Below are 23,576 nucleotides of genomic sequence, written 5' to 3'. Positions count from 1 at the left end.
GTAGTAATTATTCTGAAACCAAAGCGATAGTCATTTTTAATCTACTGTTGCTGTTTGGATTAGGTCTTTTTGAAGTAACGCAGCCTTGTTCTGTATTCGGTATTCGCCATCATGTATCGGCTTGATGTTAAATGATTTGTGAATAGTTCGACTATATATCCCTTTTTAAAAGTAAATTTGAAATATCATGGCGTATAAGTTTATTGATAATTATCGGGAAAGAGGTGCACGCAAGAAATTGGTCGAGCATCTAAAAGGAAGAGGTATTGAGGACCAAAAAGTATTGGAAGCCATTGGAAAGGTACCACGCCATTTCTTTTTTGATGAAACGTTTTGGAATCAGGCTTATCGGGATATTGCTTTTCCTATCGGTGACGGGCAGACGATATCACAACCCTATACTGTCGCTTATCAATCCGAATTGCTCCACGTGAAAAAAGGAGATAAGGTTCTGGAAATAGGAACTGGATCAGGCTATCAAACTTGTATTTTACTTGAACTTGGCGCTGACGTATATACCATAGAACGTCAGGAGAATCTTTATCAACGGACAATTCAGGTTCTGCCCTATATGGGGTATAAGGCAAATTTTTTTCTAGGTGATGGTTCCAAAGGTATTGTAGAGCATGCCCCTTACGACAAAATTATTGTGACTGCGGGAGCCCCATTTGTGCCTGAAATCATGCTGAAACAGTTAAAAATAGGGGGGATTTTCGTTATTCCGGTGGGAGACGAGAAGTCTCAAAAAATGGTAACAATAATTCGTGTGGGAGAAAATGATTTTGATCGAATAGAATTAGATACCTTCCGTTTTGTGCCTTTGGTGGGCGATCAGGCCTGGTAGTTGAATGATTAATGGAATAAAAAATTATTTAGGAATGATTCCAATAGCTACATTATATGCGCAAAAGCATCAGGAAATTGCGGCAACGGTCTTAAAATTAAATAAGCAGGTGAATACCCTGAGTTTAACCCGACTCTTTGTCATTCTTGGCGGTGGAGCGCTGTTGTTTTATACTTTTCAGTTGGAAAGTCTACCCCTGGTGTTCTTTTGTTTCTTTGCTTTGCTATTCCTTTTTGCTTATTTGGTGCGCCGGCAAAGTAAACTGGAACTTCAGAAAAATTATTTTGAAGCCTATTTAAAGGTGCTTTCCAACGAACAGACCATAGCGGAAGGGAAAGCGAACATGTATGCCCATGGCGAGCAATTTGAAGACGGCAACCATCCTTATAGTTCGGATATGGATGTATTTGGATCCTATTCTTTGTTTGCCCAATTGAACCGTTCGACAACGAAGCAGGGTATTGACCTTCTGGCGTCTTGGTTCAGTGCTCCTTTGGATAAGGAGCAGATCTGGCGCAATCAGGAAGCCTCGAAAGAATTGGAAAATGAATCCGAATGGATCTGGGATTTTCAGGCAAAACTGCTGGCAAACCTAAATCATAAGCTGGATATTAAAGCTTTTTTGTCCAATTATTTTCAAGATCGGAATTTTAACTTTGGAAACGACTTCATGCGCATGTATGTCAAGGTTGGTCCGGCTTTATTTGCGGTGGCGCTCATTGGAAGTTTTTTTATTCCCAAATTTGCGGCTGTCGCCACCATATTGGGCCTGTTTCATGTGCTTTGGGCTTTTGCCAAAGCAGGTAACATAAGTTTATTCTCCTCAAGAATCGACAAGATAGGTGGAATGCTGGGATCCTATGCCGATGCCATACAGGCTATTGAAAGCCATTCATGGAAGTCTGCATCGCTACAGGAAATGGCGAATGAATTAAAGCAAGGGAATCATGCTGAACCTATTTCAAAAGCGTTTAAAAAACTCGCTGCACTGATCAATAATCTAGATGCGCGAAATAATGTGTTCGTTGGTCTATTTCTGAATCTATTTTTGCTTTGGGATTTTAGACAGGTATTGGCGATTATAGATTGGAAAAATAAGTATGAAAAGGAAATTCTGAATTCATTTGATACCCTGGCAAAAGTGGAGGCCGTGAATAGTCTGGCCATCTGGAAAAGAAACCATCCAACTTATATTTACCCGGTTATCTTAAACCGTCCTAATGAAGATAAGATTGAAGCACAAGGCATTTTCCATCCGCTGATTCCGAGCGAACAGGTTGTTGCCAATGATTATACAAGTATGGATCATCGGGTTGCATTGGTCACCGGATCCAATATGGCGGGAAAAAGTACATTCTTGCGGACAATTGGAATAAATGCAGTTCTGGCTTATGCCGGAGCCAGCGTTGCCGCTACAACATTTCGGCTGCCGATTTATAAGCTTATATCCTATATGCGTATACGGGATAACCTGAATGAAAGTACCTCTACCTTCAAGGCAGAGCTCAATCGAATGAAATTTATATTAGATACAGTCGCTTACTCTACGGATAGTTTCTTCCTGATTGATGAAATGCTACGTGGTACAAATTCGGTGGACAAGTATTTGGGATCCCGCGCGATTATCAAAAAATTAGTCCGCTTGGATGGGAAAGGAATGGTGGCTACGCATGATTTGCAGTTGTCCAGCTTGGAACAGGAGTTTCCGGGAGAAATCAAAAATTATCATTTTGACATTCAGGTGGACGAAGGGCAGATGCTGTTTGACTATAAATTGAAGACCGGAGAGTGTAAGATCTTCAATGCCTCGCTGTTATTAAAGGGTATAGGGGTGGATATCGAAGAAAATATGGGATAAAAATGACTCAATTGTTTTGGGATAGCCTTACATTTGTGTCCTCTTAAATCGACAAAATTAAAACAATAAATGACTTTACAAGAACGTATTGATTTATCGGAAACGCATGTATGTACAACAGTATTTCCTTTTCTGACAAATCATCACGATACCTTATTCGGCGGTAAGGCGATGTCCATTATGGATGAAGTGTCTTTCATGGCGGCTACGAGATTCTGCCGCAAAACTTTAGTGACTGTGTCCACCGACCGTATTGATTTCAATAAGGCAATTCCTTCGGGAAGTATTATTGAAGCAATCGCACGTGTCCAAAATGTCGGGCGTACTAGTCTCAAGGTGAAAGTTGAAATATTTTTGGAGCACATGTATAAAGAAGGACGCGAAATGGCCATAGAAGGTGTTTTTACCTTTGTTGCTTTGGATGAAAATAAGCAGCCAATTCCTGTCTTAGAGGGGCTAGATATAGAATGATTTTCCTAATTTAACTGGGATGCTTTTGTTTGCGATGGCAAAGATTTAAAACGGGTGGAGTAATCCACCCGTTTTCTGTGTTTATTCACTACGTTTGACCGGACTAAGTTCTTTTAATTCTTCTTCCGTAAAGAGCCGATAATGTACTTTAAAGGTTTTTCCTAACGGTGTTTCCAATGAAAAACCACCGGGGCCAAAACCTTCCAGCACATCGAGGGTGAAATGTGCATGTTTCCAGTACTCGAACAAATCCCGGTCTACCCAAAACTCATATCCCTCAACCAATCCGATCATGGCATCATTCATCCGCGGAAAATATCCCTCTTTTTCGAAACATTGAGGTTGAGTACCTTCACAGCAGCCACCTGCCTGATAAAACATCAATGGGCCGTGTTGTGCTTCAAGTGTATGAATGAGCTCCTTTGCTTTGTCCGTACTATCTATTCTGTTGGCCATTGTTAAAAGAACCCTAGTTTTTCTTTGCTGTATGAAATTAACATATTTTTTGCCTGACGATAATGAGCAAGCATCATCTTATGATTTTCTCTACCGATTCCCGATTGCTTGTAGCCTCCGAATGGGGCACCTGCTGGGTAGGAGTGGTATTGATTGACCCATACGCGACCAGCCTGGATGGCGCGTGGAACCTGATAAAGCTGATGTGCATCTCTGGTCCATACACCGGCTCCAAGGCCATATATGGTGTCGTTCGCAATAGCTATGGCCTCTTGCTCATCTTTGAACGTTGTAACAGCCAAGACCGGACCAAAAATCTCCTCCTGGAAAATACGCATCTTATTATTCCCCTTGAATAGCGTTGGTTTGATGTAATAACCTTCTTCAAAACCTGCCCCGACATTATTTTCGTCTCCGCCGGTTAGCACTTCTGCTCCTTCTTGTTTACCCAGTGTGATATAAGACATGATTTTGTCTTTTTGAATTTTGGAAGCTTGGGCTCCCATCATTGTTGTCGGATCCAATGGGTCGCCAACTTTGATCTGATTGACCCGATCAATAACACGTGCAATAAACTTATCGTAGATATCCTCCTGGATCAATAAACGCGAGGGACATGTACATATTTCTCCCTGATTAAGGGCAAATAAAACAGCCCCTTCGATCGCTTTGTCCAAGAACGCATCGTCAGCATCCATGACAGAGCTGAAGAATATGTTTGGGGATTTTCCACCCAATTCCAATGTCACGGGGATAATATTTTCTGTAGCGTATTGCATGACCAATCGGCCCGTTGCTGTGGAACCTGTAAAGGCTGCCTTCGCAACTTTTGGATTTGTTACCAAAGCCCTGCCCAGTTCGGACCCAAAGCCATTGACAATATTTACCACGCCGGGAGGTATCAGGTCGCCAATAATTTCCATGAGGACCAGAATTGATGCGGGTGTACTTTCTGCCGGTTTTAAAACAACGGTATTTCCGGCAGCAAGAGCTGGAGCAAGTTTCCATACCGCCATTAAAATTGGGAAGTTCCATGGAATGATCTGTGCAATGACGCCTATCGGTTCGTGCACAATGAGGGAAACGGTATTGCTGTCTAATTCGGTTATTGATCCCTCTTCTGCGCGGATTACTCCCGCAAAGTATCTAAAATGATCAATGGCAAGCGGGATATCCGCATTTAGCGTTTCACGTACCGCTTTTCCGTTATCTATGGTTTCTACTGCAGCAATATATTCCAGGTTAGCCTCGATGCGGTCTGCAATTTTGTTGAGAATAATGCTGCGTTCGGTTGCCGATGTTTTCCCCCAGGTTTCAAAGGCTTTGGACGCCGTATCAACTGCCAGATCGAGATCTTCTTTCGTTGAATGCGCTACCTGGGTATATACTTTACCATCCACCGGCGAGATGTTGTCAAAATATTTTCCCTGGATCGGGGCAATAAATTTACCGCCAATGTAATTGTCGTATCGTTCTCTGAACGATGGTCTTTGAATTACGCTCATATGATTTATTATTACTTATTTTTAATCCCTTCTTATCAAAGTTAGCCAGCAATTATTCAATACCATAGCATTATTGATGCAAAGCATAGCAGCATCGTTGCAGCGCAGCAAAGCATATTATTCCAGGATACCCCGAAACAAATGCTCGATTTTTTTGTTATATTTGATTGATTTCCAATTATATTTAGTTGATACGATATGAAGGATAGTACACGGATTCGCACATTGCCATTTTCTCAGGGAAGGGAACTCAGTACGCTGGTAGAAAACCGCCGTGCATTTACATTGGATAGCCTGGAACTGAATATATTTGAGACATATCGTGTGTCTGAATATGTACCCCTGCGGTTTGATGACCTGGTCATGATCAATATGATTCAAGGGAAGAAAATTATGCACCTGGATCATATGAAAGCTTTCGACTATCTACCCGGACAGACGATCGTATTGCCAGCCATGGTCGGTATGCATATTGACTTTCCAGAAGCTACGCTGGAGCGGCCTACACAGTGTTCGGCGCTCACTATCCGAAAAGAGAAAATAGAAGCTGTATTGGATTATTTAAATGAATTTTATCCAAAGGAACAGCTAGACCGCTGGTATATTGATCCGGAACTTTTTCATCTTTACAATTCCAACGAACTGGCCGAATTGGTTAATAAATTATTTCAGATTATTATAAGCGAGAATCCGCTTAAAGATGTTTTGGCAGATCTGACATTTAAGGAGCTCACGATTCGATTGCTGCAGTCGCAGTCTCTCGTGGCGTTGAAGGTAGGGAAATCGTGTAATAAGGTACTTGTTCATTTACAAGATTTTATCCGTAGGAATATTACAGAGAAGATATCGATAGACCTATTGGGGAAGGCCGCGCATATGAGCAAGGCCAGTTTGACCAGGATGTTCAACAGAGAACTTGGGCTTAGCCCAATGGAATATGTGATTCAGCAGCGTATTCATAGAGCTAAGCAGTTGTTGCTCTTGACCCGTAATGTTAAGGAGTCCTGTTTTGGGGCAGGATTCAATGATGTCAATTATTTTGTTCGGCTGTTTAAAAATAGGGTAGGCATCACGCCAGGGGCATTTGTCCTGGCGCAATGACAAAGTTAGAATTTCATAACGCGATCAAGCTCACGTTTGACATCTCTTTCCTTTATGTTTTCCCGTTTATCGAAGTCTTTTTTCCCTTGTGCAAGGGCAATTTCAACTTTTGCAAAACCACGTGAGCTGATAAATATGCGCAATGGAACAATTGTAAAACCGCGTTCTTCACCTTTTTCTTTTAATTTCTTAAGTTCTTTTTTTGTCAGCAGAAGCTGGCGGTCGCGTTTTGCTTCATGATTGTAGAATGAACCCATGGAATATTCGGCAATATGCATGTTACGAATGTAAAGTCCATCTTCGAAGAAACTGCAGAAACTATCGTTAATATTTGCTTTTCCCTCCCGTATTGATTTTATTTCTGTGCCTAAAAGTCGAATTCCAGCAACGTATCTGTCCAGTAGATGATACTCAAAAGAAGCTTTTTTATTTTTTATATTGATATCTGAAGATAAAGCCATATATTGTTGTATATTAGTAAGTCTATACCATTGCTAGTGCAATGAACCTAAATGTAACTAATTATAGGATAATTTAAAGTTCGCAAATATAATTATTAAAATTGTCTTATTTTATAGTAGAATTGTGTGGGGAAGATGTTAGGAGAGTATTAAAATAAAATTAACTGTTTTGGGCGGTGTGTTAAAAATATGACTAAATTTAAGTGAAAGTCAGATTATGTTTTCGTATGTTTGCAACGTTTTTTGGAATTATTGTGAATATAGACAACGTAGAATTTCAACTTACATTGTGGATAGAGCAGATTTTTATTCGAAGACAGAGTTTTTTATATAAAAGTCCAATTCGAGAATTTTGTTTGTTACAATAACATCTAAAAGTTAGAAATAGTTTTAGAAATACCTTTTTATCGCATGAGTAAAGGAAAGTTAGGCGAAAAAATATCGCAATTTAAGATTGTAGAGGAGTTAAAAGCTAAGGGCTTATATGCCTATTTTAGGCCTATTCAATCAAAACAAGATACCGAGGTAAAAATCGATGGTAGACGTGTATTGATGTTCGGCTCTAACTCTTATTTAGGGTTAACGACTGATATACGTATTATAAAAGCAGCGCAAGATGCTTTGGAGAAGTATGGTACTGGATGTGCTGGATCGCGTTTCTTAAACGGTACCTTGGATATTCACGTAGAACTGGAAGAAAAACTATCTGCTTATGTAGGTAAAGAGGCCGCGATTCTGTTTAGCACAGGATTCCAATCAAATCTTGGCCCTTTGTCTTGTCTGATGGGCCGTAACGATTATATTTTGCTGGATGAACGTGATCACGCATCTATTATTGATGGAAGCCGTTTATCATTTGCGAAGGTGATCAAATACGGTCACAACAATATGGACGATCTGCGCGCTAAATTATCCAGATTGCCTGAAGAAAGCGCAAAACTAATTTGTACGGACGGTATCTTTAGTATGGAAGGTGATATTGTTAACTTACCAGAACTCACTACGATAGCCAATGAGTTTGATGCTGCCGTTATGGTGGACGATGCGCATAGCTTGGGTGTTATTGGGCACAAAGGCGCAGGTACAGCGTCGCATTTTGGGCTTAATAACGATGTAGATTTGATCATGGGTACGTTTAGTAAATCATTAGCTTCTTTAGGTGGATTCGTAGCGGGCGATGCTGATGTGATTGATTTCTTGAAACACAATGCACGTTCAGTAATGTTTAGTGCGTCGATGACGCCAGCCTCTGTTGCTTCTACATTGAAAGCGCTGGAGATTATTCAAAATGAACCTGAACACATTGAAAAATTATGGAAAAATACAGATTACGCCAAAGCGCAATTATTAGACCATGGTTTTGATCTAGGCGCTACGGAAAGCCCTATTTTGCCAATATTTATTCGTAGTAATGAAAAAACTTTCTGGGTGACTAAAATGCTCCAAGATGATGGTGTATTTGTTAACCCGGTAGTTTCTCCGGCAGTTCCTGCGGAGGAGTCTTTGATTCGTTTTTCATTGATGGCGACACATACTTATGACCAAATCGATGAAGCAATTGAGAAGATGGTTAAAGTATTCAAACAAGCTGAAGTTGAAACATTAATATAAAATCTAATCGTATATGATTCAGATTGTACCCGTTGAAACAAAGAAACAAAAACGGCTGTTTATAGATTTCCCTCATAGCCTCTATGCGGGAAATCCTAATTATGTACCGGCCTTATTTCTTGAACAATTCGATTTGCTTTCCCCTGACAAGCATCCCTTTTACAAACATTCCCAAGCACAACCCTTTCTAGCTTTTCGTAATGATGAGATCGTTGGCCGAATCTGCGCGATTTGGAACAACAATCACAACGCCTTTAATCATGTCAATGAAGGGCAATGGGGATTTTTTGATTGTATTGATGATCAGGAGGTGGCTAATGCTTTGTTTGAAACTGCTGAGAAATGGGTAAAAGCTAAAGGTGGAGATACCATCGTCGGCCCCATCAATTTATCAACCAATGATACGGTAGGGCTTTTGGTTGAGGGTTTTGATAGGCCACCAGTAGCGATGATGCCTTACAATTCACCCTATTACATGGATTTGATTACCAATGCCGGTTATGGACATAAGGTAGATCTTAGGGCGTATCTGGTCATGGAAGAAACTGCCGATAAGCGATCTGTAAAGCTTTTGGATAAGCTGGAGGAACGTTTAAAAAGGTCAGGAATTACATTACGCCAATTTAATGTAAAGGATTTTAAAAACGAAGCTGCTAAGGTTCGTGATATCTATAATAGAGCTTGGGATAAAAATTCAGGATTCGTTCCGATGACGGAAGATGAATTTAACTATACGGCTAAAGATCTGAAGATGATCCTCGATCCACGTTTTGCCATTGTGGCCGAAAAAGACGGGGAGCTCGTTGGTTTTGGCTTAGGTATCCCCGATATCAATCAAATTCTTATCAAAGTAAAGAAAGGCCGTTTACTTCCTACGGGTATTTTTAAGTTGTTGTTCGGAAAGAAAAAAATTAATTTGCTACGGGTATTGATGTTGGGTGTATTGGAGGATTATCGCAAGCTTGGAATTGAAGCCTGTTTGTATGGCCGGATTATTAAAGAATCGAAAGGTTCCAATATAAAAGGGGCTGAATGTTCGTGGATGTTGGAGCATAATTACATGATGAACCATGCCATTGAACAAATGAATGGAGAATTGTACAAACGTTATCGTTTGTATCAAAAATCATTATGATAGAAAAAATATTAATCACTGGAGCGAGTGGTTTTGTGGGTTATCATTTGACAAGGGCGGCGAAGGAAGCAGGAATGGAAGTTCATGCTGCCGTTAGAAAGTCGAGTGATGTTTCAGAAATTCGTTCTGTTGTGGATAAATTTGTTTATCCTGATTTCACTGATGAAGCTTCCATCAAAGCTTTATTGGAATCGGAAAACTATACCTATGTTGTGCATGCGGCGGCAATGACGCGTGCCAAACGCGAAGAAGATTTAGACAAGGTCAATGTTGGTTATACCAAAAACTTGGCGTCGGCTTGTTTTTCACTGAAAAACCCAATCCGCAGATTTGTATTTGTAAGTAGTCTTGCAGCCATAGGGCCTGTTCCTTATGCATCCAATTTAATTGATGAATGTAATCCCTACTGCCCAGTGACAGCTTATGGTCGAAGCAAAAGTAAGGCGGAACTCGCATTGAGCGAGTTTGATGATCAACCAGTGACAATTTTGCGGCCAACAGCAGTATATGGCCCCAGAGAGAAAGATATTTTTATTCTTTTCAAGACAATGAACGGTGGAATGGATGCCTATGTCGGAAAATCTCCTCAAAAGCTAAGCTTTATTTATGTGACGGATCTAGTCCAAGCGATTTTAAACGCCTGTCGTTTTGATCAAGGTGGGAAAAATAGCTATAATCTAAGTGATGGGCACATTTATGATCGTTATGAAATGGCCAAAATTTTTAAAGAGTTCACGCAGAAGAAAATGATCAGGATGCATATTCCCTTGGGGATTGTCAAAGCAGTGGCTGTAATCTTTGAACGTGTATATAAAAATTCTAAAACAATACCTGTACTATATCCAGAGCGACTGAATGAACTTACAGCAGAAAACTGGGGCTGTGATATTTCATTGGCTCAAAGCCAAATACAATACCAACCTAAATATAATTTGAAAGCGGGCTTAATGGAGGCACTGGCTTGGTATAAAGAAAATAAATGGTTATAATCACAGATAATGAGTGAGTTTAAAATAAATAAAAAGCTTTTTCAAGATCGAAAAAGAACAAATATCCTGAGTGAACCCGAACAAAAGTTGATTACGTACCTCGTGCCGAGGGTTCCGAATTGGATTACTTCTGATGGCCTTACGGCGATCGGTTTTTTGGGATCCCTGATGGTTTTAGGTAGTTTTTTACTAGCAGAATATGTTGATATCCGGTATTTACTTTTAGGTATTCCTGGTTTTTTTGTACAATGGTTTGGTGATTCATTGGATGGACGTATTGCATTTTATAGGAATAAATCACGCCGTTGGTATGGATTTGCACTCGATATTGTAATGGATTGGATCAGTACGGTATTTATCGGATTGGGATATGTACTCTACACGACAGGTGATTATAAATATCTCGGCTTTACTTTGGTCTCCTTATATGGATGGGCGATGATTATATCCCAACTTCGGTATAGAATTACTGATAAGTATACTATAGATGCCGGAATCTTGGGCCCGACAGAAATACGTGTAATTATTTCCTTGGTGATGTTATTGGAGGTATTGATACCCGGTTCCATTAATTGGTGTGTATTTGTGATTTGCCTGTTGCTTTTTATTATTAATGCAAATGATACACGTCTGTTGTTAAAATTGGGGGATGCGAAGGATAAGGAAGATAAATTGAAAAAACAACAAGAGGAGGCGGGCTAAATATGTCTTCAAGAGTTGTTACTTTTCTAAAAGCACAACTGTCCGCTTTTCTGGGCGGATTGTTTGATTTTGGTGTATATTCCGCCTGTTATAAACTGTTACATATTAGCGCACCTTTCTCCAACGCAATCAGCGGGGGCCTTGGCGCTGTCGTAAATTTTCTGATCAATCGGTATTGGTCTTTTGGTAGCACTCAAAATTCTGTTGGTAGCCAGTTATGGAAGTTTGTGATTGTTGTCAGTGGCAGTATTCTGCTTAAATCTACCGGTATACATTTTCTGGTGGATGTCTACCGTTTTAATTTCTTGTTTTCGAAGCTACTTGTTGAGTTGCTTGTCTCCTTAGGTTTTAATTATACACTTCAACGTTTTTGGGTTTTTAAAGCCAATAAACAATAAGTTTTCCGTACAGGTTCGTTGGTTTTTCTAAAATTATCCTACCATTTATAGTTAAACGATTTTGCGAAAAAAATGACTCTTGCTTGAGTCCAGCGCTTGAATATCAGCTATACCTGTTTGTATTATTGACTCTATTTGCAATGATATCTATAGAATTATAACATGCTCTTTCTTGGTTGTTATTAACATTACTGCCATATTAAGTTTTGGTGTTACCGAAAAAAAGTATAGTCTATCATCTAATGATCTCTTAATTAAAGTCGGCTTGAGATAGAGTGGGAAGTCTCTGTTCTGGGGCTGGCCAACTGGGGGGGGCGGCGGCGGACACTATTTCCCCTTCATAAAGCAAATAAGTTAACCATTATATCGCTATTAAAACGGTATTTATAAGTGCTTAGCAGGAATTCCTTCCTGTTAAAGATTAACTGAAGAAGATAGAGACGTGTTATTATGTGTTGATTTAGTAAAAACAATTCCCTGTAGCGAGTAATTCTGTCTATGATCCACCCATTGTTACCCGTATTTATGGATAAGTTTAGTATTAGCTTAGTAGTAAATTAAATTTAAGTTAGCTATCCCTTAGGTATAGTTTAGATTTTACCTAAGCAAAACCTAAACTAAACCTAAACAAAACCTAACTAAAACCTAAGTAAAAGCATAACTTTTCCTTGAGCTATTACTATTGTTTTCCATAGGCTATCGAATTGAAATTTTCGGGTTGTTCCTCGCGCCGTGATCCCACGAAGAGCCCGGTCTGGAAGGGAATATCCGTCTGTTTTTCCGTTGTCCACCCGCACCGTCCGTGCTGCAATCTTTGCCGGATCAGCGTATTGCCACCGGGCCTCCCGCTTCCTTGCCCTTTCCGGATTCCGGGCGAGTGCCGGGAGGCTGCTGACATTCTTCGGTTCCGCCTGTGCCCCGGAGTGCTCTATAATCCGCGGAGCGGGATTTCACGGCGTTCTGTATCCTCTTCCAGTCCTCCGGTCGCCGCCCCGGTCCCCCGTTGTGCCCCAGAGTCTGCCGCAGATCCGCGGATAACCGGCCTTTCGGACCGCGGAGAGTCCTCTTTTGGAAAAATAATCCCCCAAGTTCACAGCCAGTTAGCGGCAAAACGAAATAAATAAGAACAAAAGGCTTGGAAGTTTGCCCGAAAACTCCCTATCTTTGCACCACTCCGCAAGGGAGGGACGGTTACCGCGAGAGCAGGTATCCATGAAAAAAGAAGGGTTTAAGAGGGTTCGGCAGGATTTAAAATCCCGCTGAGTTTAGTTTAAACGCGGAAATCGGAAAAAGGGAAAAGAAAAAAAACTTTAAAAGTTTTTTGGAAGTTCCGAAAAGATTTCTACCTTTGCAGTCCCAACGGAAACGGAGGGAAACAAAAAAAGATAAAGAGGGGCCTGGTGCCCATCGGAATATAGCGGATACGGAAGTTGAAGCGAGAGAAGTTCTTTAAGAAAATACAATCATGTAAGCGTGACGGGTAGACAGACGAAAGTCGAAAGTCATGAACAAATTCAAGAATAGTTCAATTCGGTCCAAGATCAGAGATATAAAAAAAGAATTCTGATTATTATAAATAGTTGGAATCAAAAACTTCATTTTACAATGGAGAGTTTGATCCTGGCTCAGGATGAACGCTAGCGGCAGGCCTAATACATGCAAGTCGGACGGGATTTAACTTAAAGCTTGCTTTAAGTTAATGAGAGTGGCGCACGGGTGCGTAACGCGTGAGCAACCTACCTCTATCAGGGGGATAGCCTCTCGAAAGAGAGATTAACACCGCATAACATCAACAGTTCGCATGTCCGGTTGATTAAATATTTATAGGATAGAGATGGGCTCGCGTGACATTAGCTAGTTGGTAGGGTAACGGCTTACCAAGGCGACGATGTCTAGGGGCTCTGAGAGGAGAATCCCCCACACTGGTACTGAGACACGGACCAGACTCCTACGGGAGGCAGCAGTAAGGAATATTGGTCAATGGGCGGAAGCCTGAACCAGCCATGCCGCGTGCAGGATGACTGCCCTATGGGTTGTAAACTGCTTTTGTCCAGGAATAAACCCAGATACGAGTATCTGGCTGAATGTACTGGAAGAATAAGGATCGGCTAACTCCGTGCCAGCAGCCGCGGTAATACGGAGGATCCGAGCGTTATCCGGATTTATTGGGTTTAAAGGGTGCGTAGGCGGCCTGTTAAGTCAGGGGTGAAATACGGTGGCTCAACCATCGCAGTGCCTTTGATACTGACGGGCTTGAATCCATTTGAAGTGGGCGGAATAAGACAAGTAGCGGTGAAATGCATAGATATGTCTTAGAACTCCGATTGCGAAGGCAGCTCACTAAGCTGGTATTGACGCTGATGCACGAAAGCGTGGGGATCGAACAGGATTAGATACCCTGGTAGTCCACGCCCTAAACGATGATAACTCGATGTTGGCGATAGACCGCCAGCGTCCAAGCGAAAGCGTTAAGTTATCCACCTGGGGAGTACGCCCGCAAGGGTGAAACTCAAAGGAATTGACGGGGGCCCGCACAAGCGGAGGAGCATGTGGTTTAATTCGATGATACGCGAGGAACCTTACCCGGGCTTGAAAGTTAGTGAAGGATGCAGAGACGCATCCGTCCTTCGGGACACGAAACTAGGTGCTGCATGGCTGTCGTCAGCTCGTGCCGTGAGGTGTTGGGTTAAGTCCCGCAACGAGCGCAACCCCTATGTTTAGTTGCCAGCATGTGATGGTGGGGACTCTAAACAGACTGCCTGCGCAAGCAGAGAGGAAGGTGGGGACGACGTCAAGTCATCATGGCCCTTACGTCCGGGGCTACACACGTGCTACAATGGATGGTACAGCGGGCAGCTACATAGCAATATGGTGCTAATCTCTAAAAGCCATTCACAGTTCGGATTGGGGTCTGCAACTCGACCCCATGAAGTTGGATTCGCTAGTAATCGCGTATCAGCAATGACGCGGTGAATACGTTCCCGGGCCTTGTACACACCGCCCGTCAAGCCATGAAAGTTGGGGGTACCTAAAGCATGTGACCGCAAGGAGCGTGTTAGGGTAAAACCGATAATTGGGGCTAAGTCGTAACAAGGTAGCCGTACCGGAAGGTGCGGCTGGAATACCTCCTTTCTAGAGTATCGCGGACCGGTACTCGTCACGTTACATATGATTGAAAAAGAATAAAACATCAGAAGAAAGTGCCCGCCCCGGATGGAGCGGTCCCTGAGAGAGATAGATGAACAGAATAGCTAGTCCCGTAGCTCAGTTGGTTAGAGCACTACACTGATAATGTAGGGGTCAGCAGTTCAAATCTGCTCGGGACTACGAAATTAAAAAGGGGAATTAGCTCAGCTGGCTAGAGCACCTGCCTTGCACGCAGGGGGTCAACGGTTCGAATCCGTTATTCTCCACGTTCTTAGTACATAGTATCAAGTATTTAGTATGAAGATGACGGTATAGCGATATATAGGAGTCTAAATACTAACATCTAACTACTGGTTACTAAAAAAAGAGTTCTTTGACATATTGAAAGAGAAAAAAAATTACAAGAGAAGACAACAGTAGAGACAATACGTGTATGTGTCTGATGTAAAGAGGAGACCCCCGGTGAATGCCGGACGAATCTTTGCGTAGCATACGGGTATATATATCAAAAGCAGCCGCATAGTAGCAAAAGGCTATGCCGGTGAAGAAAGTAAATAAGGGCACACGGGGGATGCCTAGGCTCTCAGAGGCGAAGAAGGACGTGATAAGCTGCGATAAGCTCTGGGGATCGGCAAATGCGACTTGATCCAGAGATTTCCGAATGGGGCAACCTGACTATTTGAAGAATAGTCGTATAAAACGCGAACGCGCTGAACTGAAACATCTAAGTAGGCGTAGGAGAAGAAAATAACAATGATTTCCCAAGTAGTGGCGAGCGAACGGGAAAGAGCCCAAACCGATCATGTTACGGCATGGTCGGGGTTGTAGGACCACGAGATTGTACAATGCTATGAACTGGAAGCAGGTGGGAAACTGCGCGACAAGGGTGAGAGCCCCGTACAGGTAAAGAATATTGGCATAGTGGTATCCTGAGTACCGCGGGACCGGAGAAATCCTGTGGGAATCCACCAGCACCATCTGGTAAGGCTAAATACTCCTGAGAGACCGATAGTGAACCAGTACCGTGAGGGAAAGGTGAAAAGAACCCCGAACAGGGGAGTGAAAAGAACCTGAAACCGTGTGCTTACAAGCGGTTGGAGCAGAGAGATTCTGTGACAGCGTGCCTTTTGCATAATGAGCCTACGAGTTACTCTTGTCTGGCAAGGTTAAGTCCTTCAGGGACGCAGCCGAAGCGAAAGCGAGTCTTAATAGGGCGCATAGTCAGATGAGGTAGACGCGAAACCTTGTGATCTACCCTTGGGCAGGTTGAAGTTGCAGTAACATGTAATGGAGGACCGAACCGATAAACGTTGAAAAGTTTCCGGATGACCTGAGGGTAGGGGTGAAAGGCCAATCAAACTGGGAAATAGCTCGTACTCCCCGAAATGTTTTTAGGAACAGCGTCGGCATGGAGTCTGATAGAGGTAGAGCTACCGATTGGGTGCGGGGGAGTCAAATCCTACCAAATCCAGACGAACTCCGAATGCTATCAGATATGGCCGGCAGTGAGGCTTTGGGTGCTAAGGTCCAAGGCCGAGAGGGAAAGAACCCAGACCATCAGCTAAGGTCCCCAAATCCGTTCTAAGTTGAACTAACGAGGTCCGGTTGCCCAGACAGCTAGGATGTTGGCTTGGAAGCAGCCATTCATTTAAAGAGTGCGTAACAGCTCACTAGTCGAGCGGCCGGGCGTGGATAATAAACGGGCATCAAGAACGGTACCGAAGCTATGGATTTGCATTGAAAGATATGCATCTGGTAGGGGAGCATTCCATCGCCGGGGAAGCACAGTGGTAATGCTGTGTGGAGGTTATGGAAAAGCAAATGTAGGCATAAGTAACGATAAGGCGGGTGGGAAACCCGCCCACCGAAAGACCAAGGTTTCCTGATCAACGTTAATCGGATCAGGGTCAGTCGGGACCTAAGGCGCACCCGAAAGGGGCAAGCCGATGGACAACTGGTTAATATTCCAGTACTCTTGATAACTGCGATGTGGTGACGGAGTAGTGACACTGCCGCGAACTGACGGAATAGTTCGTTGAAAGGCGTAGGTATTGGAGTTGTAGGCAAATCCGCAACTCTAGCTGAAACCCAATAGTACAGCAAAGCTCCGGTGGCGCTGATAGAGCAGGTAAACAGACTTCCAAGAAAACCCGCTAAGCTTCAGGTTATGAAGACCCGTACCGCAAACCGACACAGGTGGTCGAGGAGAGAATCCTAAGGTGCTCGAGTGAGTCATGGCTAAGGAACTCGGCAAAATGGCCCTGTAACTTCGGGAGAAGGGGCGCTGTCTCAGTGATGAGCAGCCGCAGTGAAAAGGCCCAGGCGACTGTTTAACAAAAACATATGGCTTTGCAAAATCGCAAGATGAAGTATAAGGCCTGACACCTGCCCGGTGCTGGAAGGTTAAGAGGGGATGTCATCGCAAGAGAAGCATTGAATCGAAGCCCCAGTAAACGGCGGCCGTAACTATAACGGTCCTAAGGTAGCGAAATTCCTTGTCGGGTAAGTTCCGACCTGCACGAATGGTGTAACGATCTGGGCGCTGTCTCAGCCATGAGCTCGGTGAAATTGTGGTATCGGTGAAGACGCCGATTACCCGCAACGGGACGGAAAGACCCCATGCACCTTCACTATAGCTTAACATTGAGATTGGGTACAGGATGTGTAGGATAGGCGGGAGATATTGAAGTGGCTTCGCCAGGAGTCATGGAATCACCCTTGAAATACCGCCCTTTCTGTATCCGGTTTCTAACTCCATCATGTGGAGGACATTGTTTGGTGGGTAGTTTGACTGGGGTGGTCGCCTCCAAAAAGGTAACGGAGGCTTTCAAAGGTAAGCTCAGTACGCTTGGTAACCGTACGCGGAGTGCAATGGCATAAGCTTGCTTGACTGTGAGACCGACAAGTCGAACAGGGTCGAAAGACGGACATAGTGATCCGGTGGTTCTGTATGGAAGGGCCATCGCTCAAAGGATAAAAGGTACGCTGGGGATAACAGGCTGATCTCCCCCAAGAGCTCATATCGACGGGGAGGTTTGGCACCTCGATGTCGGCTCGTCACATCCTGGGGCTGGAGAAGGTCCCAAGGGTTGGGCTGTTCGCCCATTAAAGTGGCACGCGAGCTGGGTTCAGAACGTCGCGAGACAGTTCGGTCCCTATCTGTTGTGGGCGTTGGAAGTTTGAGTGGATCTGACCTTAGTACGAGAGGACCGGGTTGGACAGACCTCTGGTGAACCTGTTATGCCGCCAGGTGTACGGCAGGGTAGCTACGTCTGGAATAGATAAGCGCTGAAAGCATCTAAGTGCGAAACTAGCCACGAGATGAGACTTCCTAATAGGGTCGTAGGAGATGACTACGTTGATAGGCCATAGGTGTAAAGGTTGAGAGACCAAAGCCGAGTGGTACTAATAGCCCGAAGCTTTCTCAAGCAGACAGACACTGTTGTCTTCCTCTTTAATTTTTGAAACAAAGGAAACAGAACTCTTTCAATATATATGTCAATATAGAGTGAGCTATAGGATGGGTATACACTTTCAGAGGAAAGTCTAAATACTCATGTCTGACAGCTTGATACTATAAAAAAACTTTAGGTGCCTATATCGGCGGTGTCTACCTCTTCCCATTCCGAACAGAGCAGTCAAGCCCGCCAGAGCCGATGGTATTGCCGTAACAGGTGGGAGAGTAGGTCGGTGCCTTTTTTTACACGGAAGCCCTTGCTGGAAACAGTCAAGGGCTTCTTTCGTTTGGATGCTCCCCTCGCGATGAGGAGCGTTACCGTCAGGGAAATATGTAGGAATATACTACTTTCGGAAATCCCGTTGACAGTTAGGCGCGAACCGGAACTCGACAAAGGCCATAGGAGCCTGTACTAATCAAGTCTTTGTTCCTCAGCCGTAATACATTTATGATTTTTATTAAGTAACTTTGCAGCGCAATGGGTACATTATTGGACAACGGAATTAAACCGTATAATCATTACGGCGCTTATTTAAAGCAAAAGTATAACGGACAGAAAGTTTTTAAAGTGATCGTGGATGGTAATTTTACTTGTCCCAATCGTGATGGTAGTAAGGGCTATGGCGGTTGTACTTACTGTAATGTGGATTCTTTTACACCGGATACTGCCCGTAAAATCCCTTCGATACGGGAGCAGGTGGAATCGGGCATTGAAAGAGCACGTAATAGCTATGGCGCCGAGAAATTTATCATTTATTTCCAGCCAAATACAAATACATATGCGCCGACTCATCTACTGAAAATGATGTATGATGAGGCTTTAAGTATTGACCCCGAAAATACCTTAGGTCTTTCTGTGGGTACACGTCCTGATTGTTTGGATTTTGAAAAGATTGCATTGTTGGAGTCTTATACAGATCGTTACGATGTGGATTTGGAAATGGGGATGGAGTCTATTTATAATGATACTTTGGATAGAATCAACAGAGGATGTTCGCACGACGAATTCGTTAAGACGATGGAAATGCTAAAGGATACACCTTTGGAACTCTGTGTACATACGATTTTTGGTTTTCCATGGGAGACCGAGGAGATGATGTTGAAATATGCCGACGAGATTAATCGCTTCACGCAAATTAAGTTCGTGAAACTGCATCATTTACATATTGTGGAAGGCTCCATCATGGGCGTAAAATACAAGCGTGAGCCTTTTGAATTATTTTCTATGGAAGGCTATACGGATTTCTTGTCGAAATTTATACCACGTTTGCGTTCTGACCTGATTATTCAGCGTATTTTCGGTATTGCCGATAAGGAGCTGTTGATCGCGCCTAACTGGGGATTGCCGAAGTCAGGTATTCAGACCTATATTGACAAGGGGCTAGAGGCCCGGAAAGTAGTGCAAGGCAGTCTCTTTCAATGCAATTAATAGATTTCTCCGATGAAGAGTAGAGCATATAATTCCATAAAGATTGGAAAATGAGATATCATAAAATAAATACGGCTTCCATAGGAGACCGTATTTATTTTATGATATCGCCTAAGGCAAATTATCCTTCGACAATGCTCTTTAGATCCGCTGGAGAATAATTAATGGATTTGAGTGTTTTATTATCAGCTGTTCTAAAGACTAAAAATTTCCCGTCAACTTCTTTATAGTAAGATTCTACTCCTTTCAGTTTGTAATGTTCTTGCGTGGCAATAGCTTCTGCTTCGTCTTTACATGCTTTACTCATGTTAGAGCGTTGTACTTCATCAAAAAGCGCTGAAAATTTATCTTTTAAACCAAATTCAAGAACAGCTCCAGCGAGGACGTACTGAATGTCACATAAGGCGTCGGCAATTTCCACAAGATCTTTATCCTGGATAGCTTCCTCTAGTTCTTTTAATTCCTCAGCTATCAAAGAGACCCGCAGGGCACATCTTTGTTCGGAAGGAATCGTTGGTGTATCCAAGATCGGATGTTGGAATGTTTTATGGAATTCCGCTACGGATGAAAGTGTTTTTGGATCAGTCATATTCTTTTAATTTTTTGTACTCTCTTTTTATCAGGTGCAAATATAAAAAATAAAGGACGGGTAACTGAATGACCGTCCTTTATTTTATTTTTCAAATGAGATTTGTTTAGATCAAGTGTTTCAATTGAACAATCTCTCTTTCTTCTAAATATCTCCAGCGCCCGCGTGGTAAATCTTTTTTCGTCAGGTTAGCATAAACCACACGATCCAACTTCACAATTTCATAACCAAGAGATTCAAAAATACGGCGTACAATACGATTTTTACCGGAGTGTATCTGAATACCTATTTCTCTTTTGGAACCTCCTTGTACATAGCTTAAATCATCAGGTTTGATAACACCATCTTCCAATTCAATACCAAAATTAATCTTGTTAAAATCTCCTTGAGTAAGGCTTTTGTTAAGTTCTACATTGTATATTTTGCTGATGCTGTTACGTGGATGGGAAAGTTTTTCCGCAAGGTTACCATCGTTTGTCATCAAAAGGAGCCCAGTTGTATTTCTGTCAAGACGGCCAACTGGATAAATTCGCTCTTTGGTAGCTTTAGAGACAAGCTCCATGACTGTATGACGCTCTTGTGGGTCATCCGTAGTGGTAATATAATCTTTTGGTTTATTCAGTAAAACATAAACCATTTTCTCTCGTTTTAAACGTTCGTTATTGTAACGGATTTCGTCAGTTGCTGGATCAACTTTAGTCCCTAATTCAGAAACAGGTTCTCCATTTACCCAAATTACTCCTGCAGCGATCAATTCGTCCGCTTTACGTCTCGAGCAGATACCGGCATTGGCGATATAACGATTTAAGCGAATCAAGCCGTCGTCTTCTGTTGAAGTTTCGGTTTTCTTTTTAGGACGCTTAATATATTGCTTCTCGTCGAAATTTTTATTTTCATCAAAGTTTCTGCTTCGGTCACCATCAAATTTTCTATTGGATGGTTTATGGGGTCTGTCAAAACTTTTGTTGCGATCGTTTGAAGAGCGTTCATCTTTAACAAAACGTTTATACGAATCTCTTTTCTCGAATGAACCTTCTTTTCGGCCAAAAGATCGTGCTCCATCTTTCTTTTCGAAAGAACGCTCGGATTTCTCAAATTTATTGAAAGCGTCTTTTTTATCAAATGACCGGGATGAATCATTTCTGTCAGTGCGTTTGAAGCTATCTCTCTTATCAAATGAGCCTTCTCTTCTGTCAAATGATCTAGATGAATCATTTCTGTCGGAGCGTTTGAAATTGTCTTTCTTGTCGAAAGAACGTTCAGATTTATCAAATTTGTTGAAGGAATCTCTTTTGTCGAAAGATCTTGACGAATCATTTTTGTCAAATGAACGGCCTCCTTTGTTGAAAGGTTTGTCTGAATTATCTTTTGAACGGAAGGAATTACTTTCTCCTCTATAGGAAGGTTTGTCTGCGTATTTATTAGATCCGAATGATCTGTTTTCGCGGTTATCATCTTTTCTGAAAGAACCTCTTTCAGATTGATCCTTTGAACCAAAGGATGATTTTTTACCGAAACTATTGTTTTTGTCGCCTCTAGATTTGAAGCTATCTGAGTTGCCCCGTGACTTTCTGGAGTTGTCATCACGACTGTTCCTTTTATTGCTGAATGGCATTGTGTTTTGCTAAAATGTGAACTGCAAAGTTAGGTATAATTTTGGGTTTTGCGAAAAAATCCTTATCTTTTTGTCTTTTCTTGCATTTTCGTGCTTTGGAGGCTAAAAAAATGCCCTTTGAGATAGCTAGAACGTAACTATTTGTTTTTTAAATAAATACTATTTATCTTTGTACCCTTGAATTTGAACCAAGCTATTTTTTGATCGAATTTACTCGTGGATAGGATAGCATTAAGGGAGTGAATGATAAGAAAGAAAGTATTATGTAGTAGTTTGATTTTGTTTGCTTTATTGCTGTCAAAATTATACTCAACCCCACACAACAACACTTCTGGTAGCGATAAGATCGTTGCAGCGAAGTTGGTCGAAACTCCAGCTCATCTTGGAGGCGACGAAGAGAAAAAAGAGAAAAATAATTCTTTTGAATCTTACCTGAGTTCATTGACGTTTGCTGATGATTCATTACCGATGGATCGTCCATTAGTGGAAAGCAAATTACGCAAGTTCTTCAGTAGATTTTCATTTAAAAAAACAGGGTCCTACGATATGCATAAAAAGGCGGAAACCTATTTGCCTAAAATTGCTAAGATCCTGAAATCACATGGTATTCCAGAAGATTTTAAGTACATCCCATTGGTGGAAAGCGGCCTAAGTAAGACTGTCGTTTCATCGAAAGGGGCTGGTGGTTATTGGCAATTTATGCCAGCAACGGCACGCTTATATGGCCTGCGGGTCAATGGTGCAGTGGATGATCGAAAAGATCTTGTGAAATCCACACATGCAGCAGCACGTTACTTAAAATATCTTTACGCTCAATTCGGTAACTGGACTTTGGTGGCAGCCGCTTACAATGTCGGAGACGGTAGTTTAAAAGGTTCGATGAGAAGGCAAAAAAAGGATGATTACTTTGCTTTGAAATTGAACAATGAGACTGGATCTTACGTGTATAAATTGGTTTCCATGAAGGAAATTATCGAACATCCGCAGAAACATGGGTATTCGCGTTATGCGGACAAAGAAACCGAGACATTGGATAGAGAACCTAATATGCTCTAGACAAAGAAAAAACAAAATAAAAAAGGATTTCCCTATGGGGAAATCCTTTTTTTGTTAGTCTTATTTGACCAGAGAGTTGATCCATCCGACGGCAGACTTTATCCTTATCTTAGGTCGACAATATCAAATCCACTGTAGTTGCTTTTATTAAAAGTAAAAAAGCTGGATGCAATGGCCTTGTTTCCCTCCTGTGAGTTCAAGGTGTATGTATATCGGTTGCCGCTCTTATCAAAAATAGTTGTATCGTAGATCAAATTATTCGCTTTATTGATCCTTAATTTGATTTTGGAATAGTTTTTTTTACTATCAATAGGCTTCAGTTCCACAACACTCAAGCTTATTCCTTTTGCTTTTTCCGCATTAGCTAAAGTATAGTTAAAGCCCGAAGTATAGAATGTAAAAATATTGGTGGGGTTGATCTCATTTGTTGAGTTGCTGGCCTCCGATATTTCCACTTCTTTCTCTGCTTTCATGATATTCCATTGTGTTTGGGAATCTGAAATTAGAATTTGGTTTTTGGTATTGACATGGTATTTGTTATTTGCCTTGTCTAGATATATAGTGCCTGCATCACTATGTGAACTTCCGTTTACTTGTCTGATGTCCAAAGAGAAGCCAGCCTGTATGGTCTTGTATCCATTATATTTTTGACTGACTTTATTAAGTAACGCTTTTGCGTTATTTTGTGCATAACTGTATTGACTTGCTATAAGTAGCAAAAAGCTGAGCACGAATCCGGTTTGTTTTTTCAT

Annotated in this window: 17 protein-coding genes, 2 tRNA genes and 3 rRNA genes; 16 read left to right on the top strand and 6 right to left on the bottom strand. The window is 42.0% G+C overall.

Going from position 1 to position 23,576, the window contains the following annotated elements; genetic code table 11:
• Positions 1-187: 187 nt before the first annotated feature.
• The 3 genes from ABTV71_RS24640 to ABTV71_RS24630 all read left to right on the top strand — a co-directional run bounded on the left by ABTV71_RS24640 (position 188) and on the right by ABTV71_RS24630 (position 3,173).
• Positions 188-844: a protein-L-isoaspartate(D-aspartate) O-methyltransferase gene (locus tag ABTV71_RS24640; protein ID WP_121120464.1), complete on the top strand. Its 657-nt coding sequence runs from the start codon at positions 188-190 to the stop codon at positions 842-844.
• Between the two features lie 34 nt (positions 845-878).
• Positions 879-2,702 carry a MutS-related protein gene (locus ABTV71_RS24635; protein WP_433901406.1) on the top strand — a complete coding sequence of 608 codons (1,824 nt, stop codon included), beginning with the start codon at positions 879-881 and terminating at the stop codon, positions 2,700-2,702.
• A 69-nt stretch (positions 2,703-2,771) separates the two neighbouring features.
• Positions 2,772-3,173, top strand: coding sequence for an acyl-CoA thioesterase (locus ABTV71_RS24630; protein ID WP_121120462.1), 402 nt, complete (start codon positions 2,772-2,774; stop codon positions 3,171-3,173).
• Between the two features lie 81 nt (positions 3,174-3,254).
• Here the strand turns inward: ABTV71_RS24630 and ABTV71_RS24625 are convergent, their stop codons facing one another.
• Together ABTV71_RS24625 and ABTV71_RS24620 are read right to left on the bottom strand one after the other, a co-directional pair.
• Positions 3,255-3,629, bottom strand: a complete 375-nt coding sequence (locus ABTV71_RS24625) for a DUF779 domain-containing protein (protein ID WP_121120461.1) — start codon at positions 3,627-3,629, stop codon at positions 3,255-3,257.
• Between the two features lie 2 nt (positions 3,630-3,631).
• Positions 3,632-5,134, bottom strand: a complete 1,503-nt coding sequence (locus ABTV71_RS24620; RefSeq protein WP_433901405.1) for an aldehyde dehydrogenase family protein — start codon at positions 5,132-5,134, stop codon at positions 3,632-3,634.
• A gap of 198 nt (positions 5,135-5,332) precedes the next feature.
• On the opposite strand from ABTV71_RS24620, the gene ABTV71_RS24615 reads away from it, so the two are divergent.
• Positions 5,333-6,235, top strand: coding sequence for a helix-turn-helix domain-containing protein (locus tag ABTV71_RS24615; protein WP_433901404.1), 903 nt, complete (start codon positions 5,333-5,335; stop codon positions 6,233-6,235).
• A gap of 5 nt (positions 6,236-6,240) precedes the next feature.
• Here the strand turns inward: ABTV71_RS24615 and smpB are convergent, their stop codons facing one another.
• Positions 6,241-6,696 carry an SsrA-binding protein SmpB gene (gene smpB, locus ABTV71_RS24610; RefSeq protein WP_108635088.1) on the bottom strand — a complete coding sequence of 152 codons (456 nt, stop codon included), beginning with the start codon at positions 6,694-6,696 and terminating at the stop codon, positions 6,241-6,243.
• A 411-nt stretch (positions 6,697-7,107) separates the two neighbouring features.
• Here smpB and spt point away from each other — a divergent pair, with 411 nt between their 5' ends.
• The 11 genes from spt (at position 7,108) to ABTV71_RS24555 (ending at position 19,564) form a co-directional block, all read left to right on the top strand.
• Complete coding sequence (gene spt, locus ABTV71_RS24605) at positions 7,108-8,307, top strand: serine palmitoyltransferase (RefSeq protein ID WP_121120458.1); 1,200 nt, start codon at positions 7,108-7,110, stop codon at positions 8,305-8,307.
• Positions 8,308-8,320: 13 nt separating this feature from the next.
• A complete protein-coding gene (locus ABTV71_RS24600; RefSeq protein ID WP_121120457.1) occupies positions 8,321-9,442 on the top strand; it encodes a hypothetical protein in 1,122 nt (373 codons plus the stop codon).
• The gene (locus ABTV71_RS24595; protein WP_121120456.1) at positions 9,439-10,431 is read left to right on the top strand and encodes an NAD-dependent epimerase/dehydratase family protein; all 993 of its coding nucleotides are present in this window, start codon (positions 9,439-9,441) and stop codon (positions 10,429-10,431) included. The genes ABTV71_RS24600 and ABTV71_RS24595 overlap by 4 nt, the downstream gene beginning before the upstream one ends.
• Positions 10,432-10,440: 9 nt before the next feature.
• Positions 10,441-11,133 (top strand): CDP-alcohol phosphatidyltransferase family protein, encoded by a 693-nt coding sequence (locus ABTV71_RS24590; protein WP_121120455.1) that lies wholly within the window; start codon positions 10,441-10,443, stop codon positions 11,131-11,133.
• Between the two features lie 2 nt (positions 11,134-11,135).
• Positions 11,136-11,531 carry a GtrA family protein gene (locus ABTV71_RS24585; RefSeq protein WP_433901403.1) on the top strand — a complete coding sequence of 132 codons (396 nt, stop codon included), beginning with the start codon at positions 11,136-11,138 and terminating at the stop codon, positions 11,529-11,531.
• Positions 11,532-13,133: 1,602 nt separating this feature from the next.
• Positions 13,134-14,663: ribosomal RNA gene (locus ABTV71_RS24580) — 16S ribosomal RNA — on the top strand.
• 121 nt (positions 14,664-14,784) lie between these two features.
• Positions 14,785-14,858: transfer RNA gene (locus ABTV71_RS24575), tRNA-Ile, on the top strand.
• Positions 14,859-14,870: 12 nt separating this feature from the next.
• Positions 14,871-14,944 (top strand) — tRNA-Ala (locus ABTV71_RS24570).
• Positions 14,945-15,222: 278 nt separating this feature from the next.
• A 23S ribosomal RNA gene (locus ABTV71_RS24565) occupies positions 15,223-18,106 on the top strand.
• A 159-nt stretch (positions 18,107-18,265) separates the two neighbouring features.
• Positions 18,266-18,377: ribosomal RNA gene (gene rrf, locus ABTV71_RS24560) — 5S ribosomal RNA — on the top strand.
• Together the 16S, 23S and 5S rRNA genes with 2 tRNA genes alongside form the textbook arrangement of a ribosomal RNA operon.
• Before the next feature lie 236 nt (positions 18,378-18,613).
• Positions 18,614-19,564, top strand: coding sequence for a TIGR01212 family radical SAM protein (locus ABTV71_RS24555; protein WP_433901402.1), 951 nt, complete (start codon positions 18,614-18,616; stop codon positions 19,562-19,564).
• 121 nt (positions 19,565-19,685) lie between these two features.
• Here ABTV71_RS24555 and ABTV71_RS24550 read toward each other — a convergent pair whose 3' ends face one another.
• Together ABTV71_RS24550 and ABTV71_RS24545 are read right to left on the bottom strand one after the other, a co-directional pair.
• On the bottom strand, positions 19,686-20,153 hold the full coding sequence (locus ABTV71_RS24550) for a nucleoside triphosphate pyrophosphohydrolase family protein (protein WP_121127292.1): 468 nt from the start codon (positions 20,151-20,153) through the stop codon (positions 19,686-19,688).
• Positions 20,154-20,259: 106 nt separating this feature from the next.
• Positions 20,260-21,768, bottom strand: a complete 1,509-nt coding sequence (locus ABTV71_RS24545) for a pseudouridine synthase (RefSeq protein WP_433901401.1) — start codon at positions 21,766-21,768, stop codon at positions 20,260-20,262.
• A gap of 243 nt (positions 21,769-22,011) precedes the next feature.
• On the opposite strand from ABTV71_RS24545, the gene ABTV71_RS24540 reads away from it, so the two are divergent.
• Positions 22,012-22,824, top strand: coding sequence for a lytic transglycosylase domain-containing protein (locus ABTV71_RS24540; protein WP_121127290.1), 813 nt, complete (start codon positions 22,012-22,014; stop codon positions 22,822-22,824).
• Between the two features lie 104 nt (positions 22,825-22,928).
• On the opposite strand, the gene ABTV71_RS24535 is transcribed toward ABTV71_RS24540, so the two are convergent.
• On the bottom strand, positions 22,929-23,576 hold the full coding sequence (locus tag ABTV71_RS24535) for a LolA family protein (RefSeq protein WP_121127289.1): 648 nt from the start codon (positions 23,574-23,576) through the stop codon (positions 22,929-22,931).

Origin of the sequence: Sphingobacterium puteale (genome assembly GCF_050986225.1) — a bacterium.
In the GTDB taxonomy this organism is placed as follows: domain Bacteria; phylum Bacteroidota; class Bacteroidia; order Sphingobacteriales; family Sphingobacteriaceae; genus Sphingobacterium; species Sphingobacterium puteale.
This window is presented reverse-complemented; position numbering and strand designations above follow the sequence as displayed.